This window comes from Pseudomonas gregormendelii (assembly GCF_017114825.1).
Taxonomy (GTDB): domain Bacteria; phylum Pseudomonadota; class Gammaproteobacteria; order Pseudomonadales; family Pseudomonadaceae; genus Aquipseudomonas; species Aquipseudomonas gregormendelii.
In genome coordinates this window covers 35506-52892 of the sequence record NZ_JADEVO010000011.1, presented here as the reverse complement: position 1 = coordinate 52892, position 17387 = coordinate 35506, and the positions used below count along the sequence as shown (strand labels likewise).

The window sequence follows — 17387 nt, the reverse complement described above, 5'->3', positions numbered from 1 at the left end:
TCCGAGGTTTTCATGCGCTTCTCCGATCTGCTTGACGCTGTTCGCAGCCAACCGCTGGAACTGAGTATTCCAGCCGAATGGGCCCAGGGCCGGGCCAGTTTTGGTGGTCTGGTGGCCGCTTTGCAGTACGAAGCGATGCGTGCCCAGGTGCCGGCAGATCGTCCCGTACGCTCGCTGGCGATCACCTTTGTCGGGCCGGTCGAGCCGGATGTGCCGGTCAGTTTCGAAGTGGATGTGCTGCGTGAAGGTAAAGCCGTCAGCCAGGTGTTGGGCCGGGCGATGCAAAAAGGCCAGGTGGTGACCCTGGTGCAAGGCAGCTTCGGCGGATCGCGTCCGTCGGAGGTGGCGGTGAGCGCACAACCGGCGCCGGAAATGAAACATTGGGAAGAATGCCAGGAATTGCCCTATATCAAGGGCATCACGCCGGAATTCATGCGCCACCTGGCGATGCGCTGGAGCGTCGGCGGGCTGCCGTTCACCGGCAATACTTCGCGTCAAATGGGGGGATGGGTGCGCTTGCGCGGGGACGTCAAGGAAGAGCCGGTCACCGAGTCGCACATCCTGGCGCTGGTCGATGCCTGGCCTCCGGCGTTGTTACCGCATCTGAAAAAACCGGCCATGGGCAGCACGCTGACCTGGACCATCGAATTCGTGCAGCCGCTGCTGGAGGTGAGCACGCTGGACTGGTGCAAATACCTGGTTGAAATCGAATACGCGGCGGATGGCTACGGGCATGCGGCTGCCAAGCTGTGGAGCCAAGACGGTCAATTGATCGCCATGAGCCGCCAGACAGTGACCATTTTCGCCTGATCAATGCCGGCGGTGGCGCTCACGCCAGGCGCGCCACCAACCGCCGCTGAGAAGGAACCGCGGAAAGGTCACAAACTGCTCGACCAGCAGGCGCGACACGGCGTCCTTGCGACCGCTGAAGGGTTCGGAAGCCTGTTGTTCCAGGGTATGCCCATGGCGCTGCAAGCCCAGGGCGGCGAGCAGCCCGACGATGCCGATGGCAAAGTTGACGAAGCTCAAGCCGAACACACCCGTCACGATCAGCAGGAACGCCAGGATAAACAGCGGTACCGCAAGCAAGTGCAACACCAGATTGGTCGGGTGCTGGTGATTGTTGGGGTACTCCCGCCATTGCCAGGCGGGAAGGTTGGGATGACGCTTGCCCATGATGCTGATCCTCGATCCGTGTTGAACACATGATTGAAGAATAGGCTTGGGACAGCGCAGCGGCGAATGGAGGTTGGCTATCGGGGTGATAGCGCAAGGTTCAAGCTGTGTATTGATCAGGACAACGCCATCGTCGGAACGCCGCCCGGAGCAAGCCCGCTCCCACAGGTGTCCTGGTGATAAAAATAGCGTCTGAACACGTGAAATCCCTGTGGGAGCGGGTTGGCTCCGGGCGGCGTTCAGGCGATCATGCCCTCAGAGTTTCAACTGCCCAATCGCCTTGCTCAATTCCCCCGCCAACGCCGCCAGCTCATTACTGGTCATCGCCGAACTCACCGTCTGCTGCACCGTGTTCTCGGTCACATCGCGAATGCTCACCACCGCCCGGTTCATCTCTTCGGCTACCTGGCTCTGCTGCTCGGCGGCCACCGCGATCTGCGTGTTGCTATCGCGCATCTGTGCCACCGCACTGGTGATCTGCGCCAGCGCCGCGCCCGCTTCCTGCGCCTGCTGTACGCAGTCGTCGGCCTTGAACGAACTTTCCTGCATGAAATCCACCGCATCGCGAGTGCCCGCCTGCAGGGCCGAAACCATGCGGGTGATCTCGTCGGTGGAGGCCTGGACGCGCTTGGCCAGGTTGCGCACCTCGTCGGCGACGACCGCGAAACCCCGGCCCATCTCTCCGGCCCGGGCCGCTTCGATGGCCGCGTTCAGCGCCAGCAGGTTAGTCTGCTCGGCGATGCTGTGAATCACCCCGACCACGCTGTTGATTTTCTGGCTGTCTTCGGCCAGGCGCTGGATCATCTGGGCCGTTTGCTGCACACCGGACGATAGCCCGGCAATCGACAACTGCACGCGGCTGACCACTGCCTGCCCGCTGCCCGCCAGGGTGTCGGCGGTTTGCGACAGGTCGCGGGTCGCGCCGGCGTGCTGGGCGATGTGATAAACCGTCGCGGTCATCTGGTTGATCGCCGTGGCGGCCTGGTCGGTTTCGCTTTGCTGGCCAAGCATGCCGTGGCGCACTTCGTCCATACTCGAGGCCAGCCGCGCTGCACCGTCATCCAGCTGCCGCGCGGTGCTGGCCACGGTATTCACCACGCGTTGATAACCGGCCTGCATCGCGTTAAACGCATTGGCCATTTGCCCGACCTCGTCGGTGCAGGCCAGGGGCACGCGGGCTGACAGGTCGCCGGTTTTTTCCACGTGCAGCATCACGTCTTTCAACGTGTTGAGCTGGCTGAGCAGGAAGCGGATCAACAATTGCGATGCGCCGAGCATGGCCAGCATCAAGATAAACACCGCCACCGCATAGTGGGCGAAGCGCTCGCCGAACACCTGGGTCAGGCTCGGGCCATGGGCGATGATCGCGACTTGCTGGCCATCCTGGCGACTGAAGACTTCAGCGCCCATCAACGGATTATCGCCGAACAGCGGCAGGGAATTGACCTCGACCCAGCCACGGGCGCCGGTCAGCGCCGGCACCGGTTGTCCGTCAATGATCGGCGCTTGCCCGTTGGAGAAGGCCAGCACGTTGTCGGCCTGGGGCAGCGGTTGCCCGTCCGGCCATGCTTTCAGGAGGCGCGCCTGGGCCTGCGCCGACGCCTGGGCAGCGTGACCGCGTGCCTGCTGTTCGAGTTGCACGGCGTACAGCACCAGCAACAAGGTCGTGACGAAGGCAACGGCGTTGACCGCCCAGAATTTGTACTTCAACGAGATGTTGCTAAGCCAGGCACCCATGGAGGTCTTCTCTGATAGCGGAAACAATTATGGCAAGGTGCCATTATTGTGCCGGGATCGGGCGGAGGGGTCTTGATGTGGATCAAGGTTCCCGGTCAGGCTGGACACAGCCATTGCCTGCGTAATGCGCTATCCTGCGCGCCTTAAAATTTCCCTCGCTACAGGATCGCGTCCCATGAAAGCTGCACTCGTCGAACTCATCAGCAAAATCAGCTCCGGGTGCATGAGCGCTGACGAAATCCTCAAGGTGGCGGACGAAGCGGCCCAGGCCTACGCCGACCCGCAGACATTCCTGGCAGCGAATCCGGACATCAACTACGACGACACTTTCCCGATCCCGCTGGGCGAATGGGTGGTGGTCGGCAGCCTGCCGGAAACCGTGCTGTTCCAGGCCGATAACTACATGGACCTGTTCGCCCTGATCGTCGCCTCGTTCGGGCCGGGCGTGGACTTCAACATCAAGCCCAAACAACTGGCCAAGACCGAAGCCCTGACGGCGCTCAATCGCATCCAGGTGCAGATGGGCAGCATGAACAAGCAAAACGGCGGCTACACGCTGATGAACTTCAGCCAGTTGCTCGATGATGAACTGCAGGTGGTGCTGGTGTACGGCGACGACGTGCCGCGGGTGCTGGAATTGTGCGCCGAGGTCGGCATCGCCGCCGCTCCATCCCTGGAAGCCCTGAAAGTCGCCATCCACGTTTAATACAATAAAACGGAACCCTGGCATTGGCCGGCTATCCTAAGAGGGCAAACCACTCTTAGGGAGCGTCACCATGGGTTCCACGTTCAACGGCCTGATTGGCCTGATTATTCTTGCCCTGGACATCTGGGCCATCATCAACGTGCTGAAAAGTGGCGCATCCACCGGCATGAAGATCGTCTGGGTGCTGCTGATCCTGCTGTTGCCAGTCCTGGGCCTGATCATCTGGGCCATCGCCGGTCCGCGGGGTAATGTGCGGATCTGATCCAGTCGTCAAATCTTCATATCTCCCCTGTGGGAGCGAGCCTGCTCGCGATGGCAATCTGTCTGTCACATTGATGCAGGATGTGGAGACGCCATCGCGAGCAGGCTCGCTCCCACAGTGTTTTGCACATAGGCATAAATTACGAAGGTTCGACCTGTCATCTTCCGCGTCGTAGAATGCGCGCCTTTCCCGGGCAATCGAGCAAATCGATTGGCCATCATGGGCGGGTAACCGTCCGTTGCCACCGCATTCATCGGAGCACTTCCCATGAGCACCACCCCAACCAGCGAATACCTGGAAACCCTCTACGAAGGCTATGGCCAGCGTTTTCGCATGGAAAAACTGCTGCACGAAGTGCGCACCGAACACCAGCACCTGGTGATTTTTGAAAACCCGCGCATGGGCCGGGTCATGGCGCTGGACGGCGTGATCCAGACCACCGAAGCCGACGAATTCATCTACCACGAAATGCTCACCCACGTGCCGATCCTGGCGCACGGCACCGCCAAGCGCGTGCTGATTATCGGCGGCGGCGACGGCGGCATGCTGCGTGAAGTGGCCAAGCACCGTGGCGTCGAGCACATCACCATGGTCGAGATCGACGGCACGGTGGTGGATATGTGCAAGGAATTCCTGCCGAACCACTCCAAAGGCGCATTCGACGATCCACGCCTGAACCTGGTGATTGATGACGGTATGCGTTTCGTCGCGACCACCACTGAAAAGTTCGACGTGATCATCTCCGACTCCACCGACCCGATCGGCCCGGGTGAAGTGCTGTTCTCGGAAAACTTCTACCAGGCTTGCCGTCGCTGCCTGAACGAAGGCGGCATCCTGGTGACGCAGAACGGCACGCCGTTCATGCAGATCGACGAAGTCAAAACCACTGCCGGACGCCTGCGCAGCCTGTTCCCGGACTGGCATTTCTACCAGGCAGCCGTACCGACCTACATCGGCGGCTCGATGACCTTTGCCTGGGGCGCGACCGACACTCGCTATCGCAAACTGTCCCGTGAAATCCTGCAGCAGCGCTTTGCCGGCAGCGGCATCATCACCCGCTACTACAACCCGGAAATCCACATCGGCGCATTCGCCTTGCCGCAGTACGTATTGCAGGCCATCAACAAGCCAAGCAACGACTGAAGCCACACACATTGACTGTAGGAGCGAGCTCGCTCGCGATGGACGTCAACGATGACGCGGGCTGCCAGATTAAACGTGGCGCCTTCAAAGCCATCGCGAGCAAGCTCGCTCCTACCGTTTTTTTGTGTCAACCGGTGAATAATCTGGGGGAACGATCACCCAGTGCAAAAGTCCAGATAGATGTAAGCCCACTTGCGGGTTTTATCGAGGAGGCACTGATGCAAAAGTGGAAAATCACTTTCGTGGATGATCACGGTGAAACAGTCGACGAAATCTTCGAGTGCGAGGAGTGCCCGGACAACGAGCACGCCGCCAAGCTCATCAAGGCTCGACTGCTTCCTGTCGCTGCAGAACTGGATCTGAATGATCTGGAAGGGCGAACCGCTGACGCGAGCGTCAAAAGTCTTAAATCTCAGAACAGCATACAAATCCTCGGCATCACTCCCGTCTGATACAACTCCTGTCACATTTAAACCAGGCCTTGGCAGCTGCTCGGTCAAAGGGCTACTCTGCAGAAGAGATCAGCGATTGGATCGCTAAGGTCTGGTCTTGTCAGCTACATGCTTGATTCCCATCGGTGACCTGGTTACCGGCTCGTCCTCACTATTCGGCTGGGGGCGTCGGGGAGCACGGAAAGTCTATCCATCGGATTCAGGAGGACGTTTCATGAGCACAGCCTATCAAGAAGACATCAGCAGCAGCGTGTTGCGCCGCATGAAAGAAGGCGGTTTCGATTTTTCAAAATTTCATCCCATCGAGTTCTACGCGATTTTCCCCGACGAGGAGCGGGCCCGCAGGGCAGCAGGTCATTACCGTGGTGAGTCCTTGAACGCGCAGATCAGTGTGCGCGACGACGGCGCATGGGCGCTGGAACTGAGCAAGGTCATGTACGCCACCTACGATGACATCGGCGATTTCGAACAGGGATTCGAGGCAGTGGTAGAGCCTCTGGGCGGCATCATCGAAGGATGGGGCGTGAAGCAGGAGGTACGAGGGCGACTCGCATAACATTATGAACAGCAACAACACCCAGCAACGGCTGACCTTAGGGTTGGCCGTTTTTCGTTTAAAAGCATGATCAAAAGATCGTCCGATCGCGGCCGAGCCTTCGGCAGCTCATACACCAGGGCGCCTTCCAATGTAGGAGCTGCCGAAGGCTGCGATCTTTTGATCCTGCTTTTGATTCAAAAAGGCAAAAAAAAAACCGCCCAAACAGGCGGCTAAAAGGGAAGTTCGATGAGCTTTTCAGCGAATAAGCCAATTATCCCCATCGCCAGGCGGGCAGTGAAATCAACTCTGACTATGCTGGTGATAGCGACAGCATTGCTTCGCAATGGAGCGGGGGCGATCAGGTTGGGGCATTTGCCGCACGCAATTGGTGCGGTGTTTTTACAGCTTTTATCCAACTGATTGATATCAAAGCGTTTATGCCGATGGCACGGGCCTTGCGATGCCTAGATGTCCGGGTGACAAGGAGTACGGCATGATCCGCACCTATTTTGATGAGATGTACGATGCCGGCGGCCAGGTCCGCCCGCATTACCGGGAATTTGCCCGTTGGCTGGCCGAGACGCCTGACGAATTGCTGGCCCAACGGCGCCGCGAGGCCGATCTGCTGTTTCATCGAGCCGGTATTACGTTCACGCTTTACGGCGACGAGCAGGGCACAGAGCGCCTGATCCCGTTCGACACCATCCCGCGCAGCATTCCCGCGAGCGAGTGGCGGGTGGTCGAGCGCGGTTGTATCCAGCGGGTCAAGGCGTTGAACATGTTCCTCGCCGACCTCTACCACGAGCAGCGCATCATCAAGGCCGGGATCATTCCGGCCGAGCAGGTGCTGGCCAACGAGCAGTACCAGTTGGCGATGCAAGGGCTCGACCTGCACCGGGATATTTACTCACACATCTCCGGTGTCGATCTGGTGCGCGACGGTGACGGCACCTACTACGTGCTCGAAGACAATCTGCGCACCCCCAGCGGCGTCAGCTACATGCTCGAAGACCGGAAGATGATGATGCGCCTGTTTCCCGAGTTGTTTTCGGCCCAGCGCATCGCCCCCATCGACCACTACCCGAACCTGTTGCTCGACACCCTGAAAAGCTCAAGTCCTATCGACAACCCCAGCGTGGTGGTGCTGACCCCGGGCCGCTTCAACAGCGCGTTTTTCGAACATGCGTTCCTGGCGCGGGAGATGGGCGTTGAACTGGTCGAGGGCGCGGACCTGTTCGTGCGTGACGACAAGGTCTTTATGCGCACGACTGACGGGCCGAAGGCGGTCGATGTGATCTATCGCCGACTCGACGACGCGTTCCTCGATCCGCTGGCGTTCAATCCAGACTCCATGCTCGGCGTGCCAGGGCTGCTGTCGTCCTACCGGTCGGGCAACGTGGTACTGGCGAATGCCATCGGCACCGGGGTGGCGGATGACAAATCGGTGTATCCGTTTGTCACCGACATGATCCGCTTTTACCTGGATGAAGAACCGATCCTGAAGAACGTTCCGACCTTCCAGTGTCGTAATCCTTCTGAACTTTCCCACGTGCTGGCCAATCTTCCAGACTTGGTGGTCAAGGAAACCCAGGGTTCGGGTGGCTACGGAATGCTGGTCGGGCCGGCCGCGACGGCGGCGGAAATCGAGTTATTCCGCGCGCGCATCAAGGCCAAGCCGCATGCCTATATCGCGCAGCCGACCCTGTCGCTGTCGACCTGTCCGACCTTCGTCGAAAACGGCATTGCGCCACGGCATATCGACCTGCGTCCGTTTGTATTGTCCGGCCGTGAAACCCGGGTGGTGCCCGGTGGCCTGACCCGTGTTGCGCTGCGCGAAGGTTCCCTGGTGGTGAATTCCTCCCAGGGCGGTGGAACCAAGGACACCTGGGTCGTCGAGGATTGAAGGAAGCTTGCCATGTTAAGTAGAACTGCCTCGGATCTGTATTGGATGTCGCGTTACCTGGAGCGGGCGGAAAACCTCGCACGGATGCTCGACATCAGTTATTCGCTGTCGCTGATGCCACAGGATGGCCGCGGCGACGGCTTGCACGAACTGGCCATGCCGCTGCTGATCACCGGCACCCTGGAGGATTATCTTGAGCGCCACGGCGAACTGCACGCCGAGCGACTGCTGCACTTCTTCGCCCTGGATGCGGCCAATCCGGCCAGTATCTACAGTTGTCTCGGTTCTGCACGGGCCAGTGCCCATGCCGTACGTGGGCGGATTACCGCCGACATGTGGGAAAACATCAATGCCACCTGGCTGGAAATTCGCGGTATCGCCGACCAGGGCTTGAGCCGCTATGGCATGAGCCGCTTCTGCGAATGGATCAAGGAACGTTCCCACCTGTTTCGCGGCGCGTCCTACGGCACCATCATGCGCAACGATGCGTTTCGTTTCATTCGCCTGGGCACTTTCATCGAGCGCGCCGACAACACCCTGCGCCTGCTCGATGCGCGCTACGAAATGGCCGGTGATCAGGCGGAAGCGGTCAGCGACGGCACCGCACATGCTTATTACCAGTGGAGTGCGCTATTGCGCGCGCTGTCTTCGTTCGAGGCTTACACCGAGATCTACCGCGACGCGCCCGGCGCCCGCCATGTTGCCGAATTGCTGCTGTTGCGCGCCGACGTGCCGCGTTCGCTGCGCGCCTGTACCGAAGAAATCGACCAGATTCTCGCCCAGCTTCCAGGCGCCAACGGCCGACCGGCCCAACGCCTGGCCGCAGAAATGGACGCGCGCCTGCGCTACACCGGCATCAACGAAATTCTCGACGAGGGCCTGCATGCCTGGCTGACCGAGTTCATCCCGCTGGTGCGCCAGCTGGGCAACGCCATTCACAGTTCCTACCTGGAGGCTGCATGAGACTTTCCATTAGCCACGAGACCACCTATCACTACGAAGATCAGGTGCGGGCGAGCATCCAGTACCTGCGCCTGACACCCCACGACAGCGAGCGCCAGCATGTGCTCAGCTGGCAGCTCGACCTGCCGCGCCCGGTGCGGGCGCAACTCGACCCGTTTGGCAATATCCTGCATGTGCTGACCATGGACGAACCGCACGAGGCCATCATCATCGGCGCTCGTGGTCAGGTCGACATCGACGAGCTGCGTGAAGCCGAGCATGAAAGCCAGTCGGCGCTGCCGTTCCTGCGGTTCACCCGCCTGACCGAACCGGATGAAGCCTTGCGCGCGTTCGCGGAGAAGCAATGCAAGAAGCGCCGCGATCGCACGGCGCTGATCGACCTGATGCATGGCCTGAACTCGCACATGACCTACACCCCGGGCTCGACCGAGGTCGACACCAGCGCGGCCCAGTCCTTCGCCGGGCGCTCGGGGGTTTGCCAGGACCACACCCACGCCTTCCTGGCCTGCGCCCGCAGCCTGGGGATTCCGGCGCGTTACGTATCGGGTTATTTGTACAGCGAGAACAGCGAGCATTTGGCCAGCCACGCCTGGGCCGAAGCATGGCTGGATGACGCCTGGTACAGCTTCGACGTGACCAACGAACTGGCCCGGCCCGAGCGTCACCTGAAACTGGCCGTGGGCCTGGACTACCTGGACGCCTGCCCGGTTCGCGGCATGCGCCGCGGTGGCGGCTGTGAACAGATGCACGCAAAAGTGTTCGTCTCGCCGACGCCTTTGCCGGTTTTTTCGGTCCAGGAACAGTAACCCGGCAGACCGCATCGCGAGCAGGCTCGCTCCCACACTGTCCAGCGGTGAACCCCATCCAAAATTCACCGCAGAACCCTGTGGGAGCGAGCCTGCTCGCGATCAGGTCAGCCCAGGCACTACAAAACTAGGGCTGAACCTTGCGCCCAGCCATATGCTTCAAATACCCCACCAGCCTCTCCAGATCCTGATCCGGCAGCACCTGCGCACTGAACCCGGGCATCTTCGCCTGCGGCCACTGCCGCAGGCTCTGCGGATCTCGAATGTAGCGCTTGAGGAAATCAGCGCCGAAGTACTCGGTGGGATTAAACGGAATGTTTAGATCCGGTCCGAACTGCGCATCCCCCGCGCCGTTCAACCGATGGCACGCCAGGCAATTCTTCTGGAACAGCGCAAATCCCAGGTTCACCGGATCGTCGGCCTTCAACGCCGGGTCCGGCAGCAGGGCAGGGAAGCGCTGGGCCACCGGCGCCAGTTGCCGGATGCTCGCGACTTCGAACGGCCATTGCTCCGGGCTGATGTTGCCTGCCTGGGGATCGGTCCAGACCAGATAAAACGGCCCCGCGCTGTGCTTGCCCGCAGACAGGGCGGGCCATGGCCGGGCCGGATCCTCGATCGCCAGCCAGGCTCTGGCGCCCTGGGCATTGAGCAGGGGCGCGGCTGAGAGCTCTGCGGCAAATCCGTCCAGCGCCACTGCCTGCAGATGGTCGTCTGGCTTGATCCCGGTCAGCAACGCAGCGATGGGCACGGCACGGTAGGTCATCTCGCGCTTGTAAGACACATCGTTGCTGATGGTGATGGTCTGCACCTGCGGATGCTTGAGCAGCTCGGCGGTTTGCCAGGTGCGCGAGTTCTCGCCCAGCTGAAGATCCAGCTGTGCGGCAGAAAGGGGCGTACTGAGCAGCAAGGCCCCGAGCAGAATGAGCGTTTTCAAATGATCGCCGTCCATGTCGTGGAGAGTGCCGCAAAGGTTGGCACACCCACGCCGGCCCGGGTAGCGGGCCAGTCACATTTCTACGGCGGCGATAACAAAAGGCGCTTAAATCAGCCGATGACCTTGGTCAGGTTCGGCAAAATCAACAACAGCGTGGTGGCGAAAAGAATGAGCCCGGCTTGACGTACTTTCGATTGTTTGAACATGGCTTGACCGCCTTTATTGTTATTTCCTGATGCCTGCCTGCATATCTCCATGACGGCAGAGCGTTGCACTTCCTGTCCGACGAGCGCCTCGGCAAAACCCGACGACAACTTCGTACATGATTACCTTAGGGCCCGCGTCACTCTTGGCTTAGATCCATTTCATATGGAGAGATATCTATCGGCTATGAAAATAGCATGAGGCCTATTGCCAGCTCCTTTGCCGCCCTTTTGCTAGACCTCTCGCCGGCCTGAAACGGTTAATCCCGTAGCACGCTACCGTTCGTCTGAGCGTGTGCGTCAATGGTGCTGAGCGTTGTGGTCATTGAATCTGAGGGCGCAGGGCATAAGGTGAAGCTTCTAAAAGAACAAGAAATCGAGGACGTCATGATCCAAGCTTTGATTTTCGACGCGTTACGCACGCCCCGGGGCAAAGGCAAGGCCGATGGCGCCTTGCACAGCGTCAAACCGATTAACCTGGTCGCTGGCCTGATGACCGCGCTGCAGCGGCGCATGTCCCTGGACACCAGCCAGGTCGACGACGTGGTGCTGGGGTGCGTGACGCCCATCGGTGATCAAGGCTGCGACATCGCCAAGACGGCGGCGCTGGTGGCGGACTGGGATATCAGCGTGGCGGGTGTGCAGATCAACCGGTTTTGCGCCTCGGGGCTCGAGGCGGTGAATCTCGGGGCGATGAAAGTGCGTTCCGGTTTTGAAGACCTGGTGGTGGTCGGCGGCGTCGAATCCATGTCCCGGGTGCCCATGGGCAGCGACGGCGGGGCGTGGGCCCTGGACCCGCAAACCAACCTGCATACCCATTTTACCCCGCAAGGTGTGGGCGCCGATCTGATTGCCACACTGGAAGGCTTCAGTCGTGAACAGATCGACACCTACGCGCTGCACTCCCAGCAAAAGGCAGCGCGGGCTCGGGGCGATGGCTCGTTCAGCAAATCCCTGGTGCCGGTACAGGATCAGAACGGCATCGTCCTGCTCGATCATGATGAATTCATTCGCGCCGATTCGACTCTCGAAGGGTTGGGCAAGCTCAAGCCGAGCTTCGAAATGATCGGCCAGTTGGGCTTCGACGCCACTGCACTGCGGGTCTACAGCCATGTGGAGCGCATCAACCACGTCCACACCCCCGGCAACAGCTCCGGCATCGTCGATGGTGCAGCGCTGATGCTGATTGGCTCAGAGGCCAAGGGCCGGGCGCTGGGCTTGCAACCCCGGGCGCGGATCGTTGCCGCGGCGGTGACCAGCACTGACCCGACCATCATGCTCACGGGGCCCGCCCCGGCCACGCGCAAGGCCCTGGCGAAGGCCGGTTTACGGGTCGAGGATATCGATCTGTTCGAGGTCAACGAGGCCTTCGCCTCGGTGGTGCTGAAGTTCATCAAAGACATGGCCATCGACCCGGACAAGGTCAACGTCAACGGCGGCTCCATCGCCATGGGGCACCCATTGGGCGCCACCGGCTGCGCAATCCTTGGCACCTTGCTCGACGAACTGGAAGCCCGCCAGTTGCGCTACGGCCTCGCGACCCTGTGTGTCGGCGGCGGCATGGGCATCGCCACGATCATCGAACGCTTCTGAGCCCCGACTTCAAGGAACATCGTCATGACCGAAGCCATCCGTTACGAAAAGGGCCAGGACCAGATCGTCGTCCTGACCATTGATATGCCGGGCCAGAGCGCCAACACCATGAACGCTGTGTACCGCGACGCCATGGCGGACTGCGTGAAGCGCCTGGTCGAAGAGAAAGCGTCGATAGCCGGCGTCATCATCACCTCGGCGAAAAAGACTTTCTTTGCCGGCGGCGACCTCAATGAACTGATCAAGGTCGGCAAGCCCGAGGCCAAAGCCTTCTACGACATGGTATTGACCCTCAAGGCCCAGCTGCGCGCCCTGGAAACGCTCGGCAAACCCGTGGTCGCCGCGATCAATGGCGCAGCGCTCGGCGGCGGCTGGGAAATCTGCCTGGCGTGCCATCACCGCGTGGCGCTGGATCATTCCTCGGTGCAGCTTGGCCTGCCGGAGGTCACCCTGGGACTGCTGCCGGGCGGCGGCGGGGTCGTGCGCATGGTGCGCCTGCTGGGGATCGAGAAAGCCTTGCCGTATCTGCTGGAGGGCAAGAAGGTACGGCCTCAACAGGCCCTGCAGGCCGGTTTGATCGACGAGCTGGCGCAGGACCCGCAAGAGTTGCTGAGCAAGGCCCGGGCCTGGATCCTGGCCAATCCGGCCGCCGTGCAGCCATGGGATGTGAAGGGCTACCAGATACCCGGCGGCACGCCATCGCACCCCAAAGTCGCGCAGATGCTGGCGATCGCGCCATCGATCCTGCGCAGCAAAACCCAGGGCTGCATGCCCGCACCGGAAAAAATACTCTGTGCGGCGGTGGAAGGGGCCCAGGTTGATTTCGACACCGCGCACCTGATCGAGACCCGCTATTTCACCGAGTTGACCACCGGCCAGGTGTCGAAAAACCTGATCGGCACCTTCTGGTTTCAGCTCAATGAAATCAACGCCGGCGGCTCCAGGCCCCAGGGGCATGCCCCGTTCACCACGCACAAGGTCGGCGTGCTGGGTGCCGGGATGATGGGCGCGGGCATTGCCTTCGTCAGCGCCTCGGCGGGTATCGAGGTAGTGCTCAAGGACATCAGCCTGGCCGCAGCAGAGAAGGGCAAGGCCCACTCGGCGACACTGCTGGATAAAAAAGTCGCTCGCGGGCAGCTGTCATCCGAGCTGCGCGAAGCGATTCTGGCGCGGATTCTACCGAGCGAAAATGATGCTGACCTGGCCGGCTGCGACCTGATCATCGAAGCGGTGTACGAGGATCGGGAGCTCAAAGCCAAAGTGTCCTCGGCCGCGCAGAAAGTCGTCGGTGCCCAGGCGGTGATTGCCTCCAACACGTCCACCTTGCCGATCAGCGGCCTCGCTACCGCCGTGCCCGACCAGACCCGGTTCATCGGCCTGCATTTTTTCAGCCCGGTGGAAAAAATGCCCCTGGTGGAGATCATCAGAGGCACGCGCACCAGCGATGAAACCCTGGCCCGCGGTTTCGATTTCGTCCTGCAAATCAAGAAAACCCCGATAGTCGTCAACGACAGCCGTGGCTTCTTCACCTCGCGGGTGTTTGGCACCTTCACCAACGAAGGCATCGCCATGCTCGGCGAAGGCGTCAGCGCGGCGATGATCGAAACCGAGGCGCGCAAGGCGGGCATGCCGATTGGACCGCTGGCGATTTCCGACGAGGTTTCCCTGAGCCTCATGAGCCACATCCGCCAGCAAACCGCCAAAGACTTGCAGGCGGAGGGCAAACCGCTGATCGAGCATCCAGCCTTTGCGGTGATCGATCTGTTGCTCAACGAGTACAAGCGTCCTGGCAAGGCCGCAGGCGGCGGGTTTTATCAATACCCAAGTGGTGGCCAGAAGTACCTGTGGCCGGAACTGAAAACCCGCTTCGAAACGGCCGACGGGCAGATCTCGCCCAAGGACGTGCGCGACCGCCTGCTGTTCGTGCAGGCCATCGAAACCGTGCGGTGCCTGGAGGAGGGCGTGCTGACTTCGACGGCGGATGCCAACATCGGCTCGATTTTCGGCATCGGCTTTGCGGCCTGGACCGGCGGCGCGTTGCAGTTCATCAACCAGTACGGCGTGCAAGATTTCGTCGCTCGCGCGCAGTACCTGGCCGAGCAATATGGCGAGCGATTCACGCCGCCGGCACTGCTGCTGGAAAAAGCGGCCCGGGGGGAGACGTTTTAGGGGACCGATGATGCCTGTGGGGCTTGCCTTGTCACGGTGTTTCGAGGCAGGCTCTGGGTGTGCATTATTCCCATCACGTGTCAGGTATTTTTTATGTCGTTACGCATCTGCATTCTGGAAACCGACATCCTGCGTCCGGAACTGGTCGATCAATATCAGGGTTACGGGCAGATGTTCCAGCGTCTGTTCACGCAGCAGCCAATTGCCGCCGAGTTCACGGTGTACAACGTGATGCAGGGCGAGTATCCCGACGATGAGCAGGTGTTCGATGCTTATCTGGTCACCGGTAGCAAGGCCGATTCCTTTGGCACCGACCCTTGGATAGAAACCCTCCGGGCTTATCTGCTCAAGCGCTACGAGCGCGGCGACAAGTTGCTCGGCGTGTGTTTCGGTCATCAGTTGCTGGCGCTGCTGCTGGGCGGCAAGAGCGAGCGCGCCTCTCAAGGATGGGGTGTCGGCACCCACAACTACAAGCTCGCGGCCAAGGCGCCGTGGATGAGCCCGGTCGTGGAAGAGCTGACGTTGCTGATCAGCCACCAGGACCAAGTCACCGCGCTACCGGAAAACGCCACAGTCATCGCCTCCAGCGATTTCTGCCCGTTTGCCGCGTATCACATCAACGATCAGGTGCTGTGCTTCCAGGGGCATCCAGAGTTCATCCACGACTACTCGCGAGCGCTGCTGGACATCCGCCAGCAGGCCCTGGGTGAGCAGATTTACCAGAAGGGCGTGGCCAGCCTGGACCATCAGCACCACGGCGCGACCGTGGCCGAATGGATGATGCGGTTCGTGGCGCACAAGCCAGAGCTCAAAGCGGTCTAGCCGAAAGCTCTGGGAGCAAGGCTTGTGAGCGCGAAACTGTGGGAGCAAGGCTTGGCCGCGATCGAGTGCGCAGCGCTCGCCTTGTTCCTACAACCACCCCGATCTCTTGAAACTCGCCCATAAACTCACACAGCCCACCGCAATAAACCCCAGCACCGCAAAATACCCGTAGTGCCAGGTCAGCTCCGGCATGTTCTGGAAGTTCATCCCGTAGATCCCGGCCACCGCCGTCGGGAACGCCAGAATCGCCGCCCATGCCGCAAACTTGCGCTGCACCACGCTCTGGCGTGACGCCTCCAGCAACACCCCGACCTCGATCGTCTGGCTGGCAATGTCGGCCAGGGTCGTGAGGTCTTCCATCTGCCGGGTGACGTGGATCTGCACGTCGCGAAAGTACGGCCGCATGTTTTTGTCGATGAAAGGAAAGCTGAGCCTCTGCAGCTCCTCGCCAATCTCCACCATGGGCGCTGCATAACGCCGCAGGCGCACGACATCGCGACGCAGGCCGTGGAGCTTCTGGATATCGCGTTCATTCAGCGCGCTGCACAACACATTGCGTTCCAGCTCATCGATCTCGGCGTGGATCGCTTCGCCCACCGGCTGGTAGTTTTCGATCACGAAGTCGAGGAGCGCATAGAGGACAAAATCTTCCCCGTGCTCCAGCAGCAGCGGACGTGCCTCACAACGTTGTCGGACGTAGGCGTAGGACGCCGAATGCCCATTTCGCGCAGTGATGATGTAGCCGTTGCCGGCGAAGATGTGGGTTTCAATGAACTCGAGTTTTCCGTGTTCATCGCGGATGGGCGAATAGGTGACGATAAACAGCGCGTCGCCGAAGGTCTCGAGCTTGGGCCGGCTGTGTTTCTCCAGGGCGTCTTCAATGGCCAGTTCGTGCAGGTTGAACTGGCGTTGCAGGTTGGCCAGTTCCTGGGCATCGGGCTCTTCCAGCCCGATCCAGACAAAGTGGTCAGGCTTGGCAGCCCAGGCAGCGCCCTCGTCGAGGGTGATGTTGGTAACTTTTTTCCCGGCGCTGTAAACCGCAGCCGCAACAACTCTACCCATGGTGTTGGTTCACTTCTGATTAGCAGGCAGTGTCCAGCTTAGCCCGTAGGAGCTGTCGAGTGAAACGAGGCTGCGATCTTCTTACACTGTCGCCTGTACGCTCGGCCATCCATGGCCAAGATCGACTAGCCCGCCAGAATCTGCCGATCCATCGAAGCAATGCACTCACGCATCTGCTCGCGACATTGCTCGATCAATGCCGGCATATCATCCAGGCTCAACCCGGCCGTAGGAATTGCCGGCAAAGAGCGGATCAGAATCTTCCCGCTATCCCAGCGATTCAGGCGCATGTGCTTCACATAAGTGCTGACGCACACCGGCACAATCGGCACCCCGGCAGCGATCGCCATCTGGAACGCACCTTTCTTGAACGGCAGCAGATCTTCACCCAGGTTACGCGTGCCTTCCGGAAACACCCAGATCGAAGTGTTTTCATTCTGCAGCGTATGAGTCGTCGTCAACATCGACTTGCGCGCCTTCTGCGCATTGCCCCGGTCGATCAGCACGTTACCGGCCAACCAGAACAACTGCCCGAACAGCGGTACCCACTTCAGGCTCTTCTTGCCGATGCACACGGTGCGGTACGGAACCACGTTGCCGAACACGAAAAGATCATAGTTGGACTGATGGTTGGCGATGATCACGCAGCTCGCAGGCTTGTCCATCAACGGGCCAACTTCGGCCTTTACCCGCAGGCGCAGGATACACATGGCCGGCCAGGCGTAGAGGCGGGCGCACAGGCGGCTGTTGTCCGGGTTGAAAGGTCGGCACAGGCCGAGAATCACGCCCAGCACACCGGCGAGAATAAAGTGCAATCCCATCAATAACATACGAAACGCGAACAGCATTTAGAGGCCCCACCGGGACAAAAGGTGGCGCAGTGTACGGATGTGCACTGTTTTCGGCAATTGTCGCTAT

The 17387-nt window shown here is 60.5% G+C and carries 17 protein-coding genes; 12 read left to right on the top strand and 5 right to left on the bottom strand.

Annotated elements, in window-relative coordinates:
* The first annotated feature begins 12 nt into the window (after window positions 1-12).
* Window positions 13-810, top strand: a complete 798-nt coding sequence (locus tag IMW75_RS10125; protein ID WP_045058959.1) for an acyl-CoA thioesterase — start codon at window positions 13-15, stop codon at window positions 808-810.
* Here IMW75_RS10125 and IMW75_RS10120 read toward each other — a convergent pair whose 3' ends face one another.
* Both IMW75_RS10120 and IMW75_RS10115 read right to left on the bottom strand, forming a co-directional pair.
* Entirely contained in the window at window positions 811-1176 is a 366-nt protein-coding gene (locus tag IMW75_RS10120) for an Mpo1-like protein (protein ID WP_205892523.1), read from the bottom strand. It abuts the gene before it with no gap.
* 255 nt (window positions 1177-1431) lie between these two features.
* Window positions 1432-2913, bottom strand: a complete 1482-nt coding sequence (locus IMW75_RS10115) for a methyl-accepting chemotaxis protein (protein WP_205892522.1) — start codon at window positions 2911-2913, stop codon at window positions 1432-1434.
* Between the two features lie 175 nt (window positions 2914-3088).
* On the opposite strand from IMW75_RS10115, the gene IMW75_RS10110 reads away from it, so the two are divergent.
* The 8 genes from IMW75_RS10110 to IMW75_RS10075 all read left to right on the top strand — a co-directional run bounded on the left by IMW75_RS10110 (window position 3089) and on the right by IMW75_RS10075 (window position 9686).
* On the top strand, window positions 3089-3619 hold the full coding sequence (locus IMW75_RS10110; RefSeq protein WP_205892521.1) for a hypothetical protein: 531 nt from the start codon (window positions 3089-3091) through the stop codon (window positions 3617-3619).
* A gap of 70 nt (window positions 3620-3689) precedes the next feature.
* Window positions 3690-3881, top strand: a complete 192-nt coding sequence (locus IMW75_RS10105) for a PLDc N-terminal domain-containing protein (protein WP_028622263.1) — start codon at window positions 3690-3692, stop codon at window positions 3879-3881.
* A 267-nt stretch (window positions 3882-4148) separates the two neighbouring features.
* Window positions 4149-5024, top strand: a complete 876-nt coding sequence (gene speE / locus IMW75_RS10100; protein WP_205892520.1) for a polyamine aminopropyltransferase — start codon at window positions 4149-4151, stop codon at window positions 5022-5024.
* A gap of 218 nt (window positions 5025-5242) precedes the next feature.
* Entirely contained in the window at window positions 5243-5476 is a 234-nt protein-coding gene (locus IMW75_RS10095) for a hypothetical protein (protein WP_045058993.1), read from the top strand.
* A 214-nt stretch (window positions 5477-5690) separates the two neighbouring features.
* Entirely contained in the window at window positions 5691-6032 is a 342-nt protein-coding gene (locus tag IMW75_RS10090) for a ribonuclease E inhibitor RraB (protein ID WP_045058964.1), read from the top strand.
* A gap of 475 nt (window positions 6033-6507) precedes the next feature.
* Window positions 6508-7917, top strand: coding sequence for a circularly permuted type 2 ATP-grasp protein (locus IMW75_RS10085; protein ID WP_045058965.1), 1410 nt, complete (start codon window positions 6508-6510; stop codon window positions 7915-7917).
* Window positions 7918-7929: 12 nt separating this feature from the next.
* Window positions 7930-8880 (top strand): alpha-E domain-containing protein, encoded by a 951-nt coding sequence (locus IMW75_RS10080; RefSeq protein WP_045058966.1) that lies wholly within the window; start codon window positions 7930-7932, stop codon window positions 8878-8880.
* The gene (locus IMW75_RS10075) at window positions 8877-9686 is read left to right on the top strand and encodes a transglutaminase family protein (protein ID WP_045058967.1); all 810 of its coding nucleotides are present in this window, start codon (window positions 8877-8879) and stop codon (window positions 9684-9686) included. Before IMW75_RS10080 ends, IMW75_RS10075 begins: the two co-directional genes overlap by 4 nt.
* A gap of 127 nt (window positions 9687-9813) precedes the next feature.
* Here the strand turns inward: IMW75_RS10075 and IMW75_RS10070 are convergent, their stop codons facing one another.
* On the bottom strand, window positions 9814-10635 hold the full coding sequence (locus IMW75_RS10070) for a c-type cytochrome (protein WP_205892519.1): 822 nt from the start codon (window positions 10633-10635) through the stop codon (window positions 9814-9816).
* Between the two features lie 575 nt (window positions 10636-11210).
* Here IMW75_RS10070 and IMW75_RS10065 point away from each other — a divergent pair.
* From IMW75_RS10065 to IMW75_RS10055, 3 genes are all read left to right on the top strand, one after another.
* Window positions 11211-12416, top strand: a complete 1206-nt coding sequence (locus tag IMW75_RS10065; RefSeq protein ID WP_205892518.1) for an acetyl-CoA C-acetyltransferase — start codon at window positions 11211-11213, stop codon at window positions 12414-12416.
* A gap of 24 nt (window positions 12417-12440) precedes the next feature.
* Entirely contained in the window at window positions 12441-14585 is a 2145-nt protein-coding gene (locus tag IMW75_RS10060) for a 3-hydroxyacyl-CoA dehydrogenase NAD-binding domain-containing protein (RefSeq protein ID WP_205892517.1), read from the top strand.
* A 93-nt stretch (window positions 14586-14678) separates the two neighbouring features.
* A complete protein-coding gene (locus IMW75_RS10055; RefSeq protein WP_205892516.1) occupies window positions 14679-15407 on the top strand; it encodes an amidotransferase in 729 nt (242 codons plus the stop codon).
* 87 nt (window positions 15408-15494) lie between these two features.
* On the opposite strand, the gene IMW75_RS10050 is transcribed toward IMW75_RS10055, so the two are convergent.
* Together IMW75_RS10050 and IMW75_RS10045 are read right to left on the bottom strand one after the other, a co-directional pair.
* Window positions 15495-16469, bottom strand: coding sequence for a magnesium and cobalt transport protein CorA (locus tag IMW75_RS10050; protein WP_045058971.1), 975 nt, complete (start codon window positions 16467-16469; stop codon window positions 15495-15497).
* Between the two features lie 125 nt (window positions 16470-16594).
* Window positions 16595-17317 carry a 1-acylglycerol-3-phosphate O-acyltransferase gene (locus tag IMW75_RS10045; protein ID WP_045058972.1) on the bottom strand — a complete coding sequence of 241 codons (723 nt, stop codon included), beginning with the start codon at window positions 17315-17317 and terminating at the stop codon, window positions 16595-16597.
* Between the last annotated feature and the right edge of the window lie 70 nt (window positions 17318-17387).

Excerpts from the sequence above, each read along its gene's own strand:
- IMW75_RS10125 (WP_045058959.1), top strand. The coding sequence starts at position 13 with ATGCGCTTCTCCGATCTGCTTGACGCTGTTCGCAGCCAACCGCTGGAA.
- IMW75_RS10120 (WP_205892523.1), bottom strand. The coding sequence starts at position 1,176 with ATGGGCAAGCGTCATCCCAACCTTCCCGCCTGGCAATGGCGGGAGTAC.
- IMW75_RS10115 (WP_205892522.1), bottom strand. The coding sequence starts at position 2,913 with ATGGGTGCCTGGCTTAGCAACATCTCGTTGAAGTACAAATTCTGGGCG.
- IMW75_RS10110 (WP_205892521.1), top strand. The coding sequence starts at position 3,089 with ATGAAAGCTGCACTCGTCGAACTCATCAGCAAAATCAGCTCCGGGTGC.
- IMW75_RS10105 (WP_028622263.1), top strand. The coding sequence starts at position 3,690 with ATGGGTTCCACGTTCAACGGCCTGATTGGCCTGATTATTCTTGCCCTG.
- speE (WP_205892520.1), top strand. The coding sequence starts at position 4,149 with ATGAGCACCACCCCAACCAGCGAATACCTGGAAACCCTCTACGAAGGC.
- IMW75_RS10095 (WP_045058993.1), top strand. The coding sequence starts at position 5,243 with ATGCAAAAGTGGAAAATCACTTTCGTGGATGATCACGGTGAAACAGTC.
- IMW75_RS10090 (WP_045058964.1), top strand. The coding sequence starts at position 5,691 with ATGAGCACAGCCTATCAAGAAGACATCAGCAGCAGCGTGTTGCGCCGC.
- IMW75_RS10085 (WP_045058965.1), top strand. The coding sequence starts at position 6,508 with ATGATCCGCACCTATTTTGATGAGATGTACGATGCCGGCGGCCAGGTC.
- IMW75_RS10080 (WP_045058966.1), top strand. The coding sequence starts at position 7,930 with ATGTTAAGTAGAACTGCCTCGGATCTGTATTGGATGTCGCGTTACCTG.
- IMW75_RS10075 (WP_045058967.1), top strand. The coding sequence starts at position 8,877 with ATGAGACTTTCCATTAGCCACGAGACCACCTATCACTACGAAGATCAG.
- IMW75_RS10070 (WP_205892519.1), bottom strand. The coding sequence starts at position 10,635 with ATGGACGGCGATCATTTGAAAACGCTCATTCTGCTCGGGGCCTTGCTG.
- IMW75_RS10065 (WP_205892518.1), top strand. The coding sequence starts at position 11,211 with ATGATCCAAGCTTTGATTTTCGACGCGTTACGCACGCCCCGGGGCAAA.
- IMW75_RS10060 (WP_205892517.1), top strand. The coding sequence starts at position 12,441 with ATGACCGAAGCCATCCGTTACGAAAAGGGCCAGGACCAGATCGTCGTC.
- IMW75_RS10055 (WP_205892516.1), top strand. The coding sequence starts at position 14,679 with ATGTCGTTACGCATCTGCATTCTGGAAACCGACATCCTGCGTCCGGAA.
- IMW75_RS10050 (WP_045058971.1), bottom strand. The coding sequence starts at position 16,469 with ATGGGTAGAGTTGTTGCGGCTGCGGTTTACAGCGCCGGGAAAAAAGTT.
- IMW75_RS10045 (WP_045058972.1), bottom strand. The coding sequence starts at position 17,317 with ATGCTGTTCGCGTTTCGTATGTTATTGATGGGATTGCACTTTATTCTC.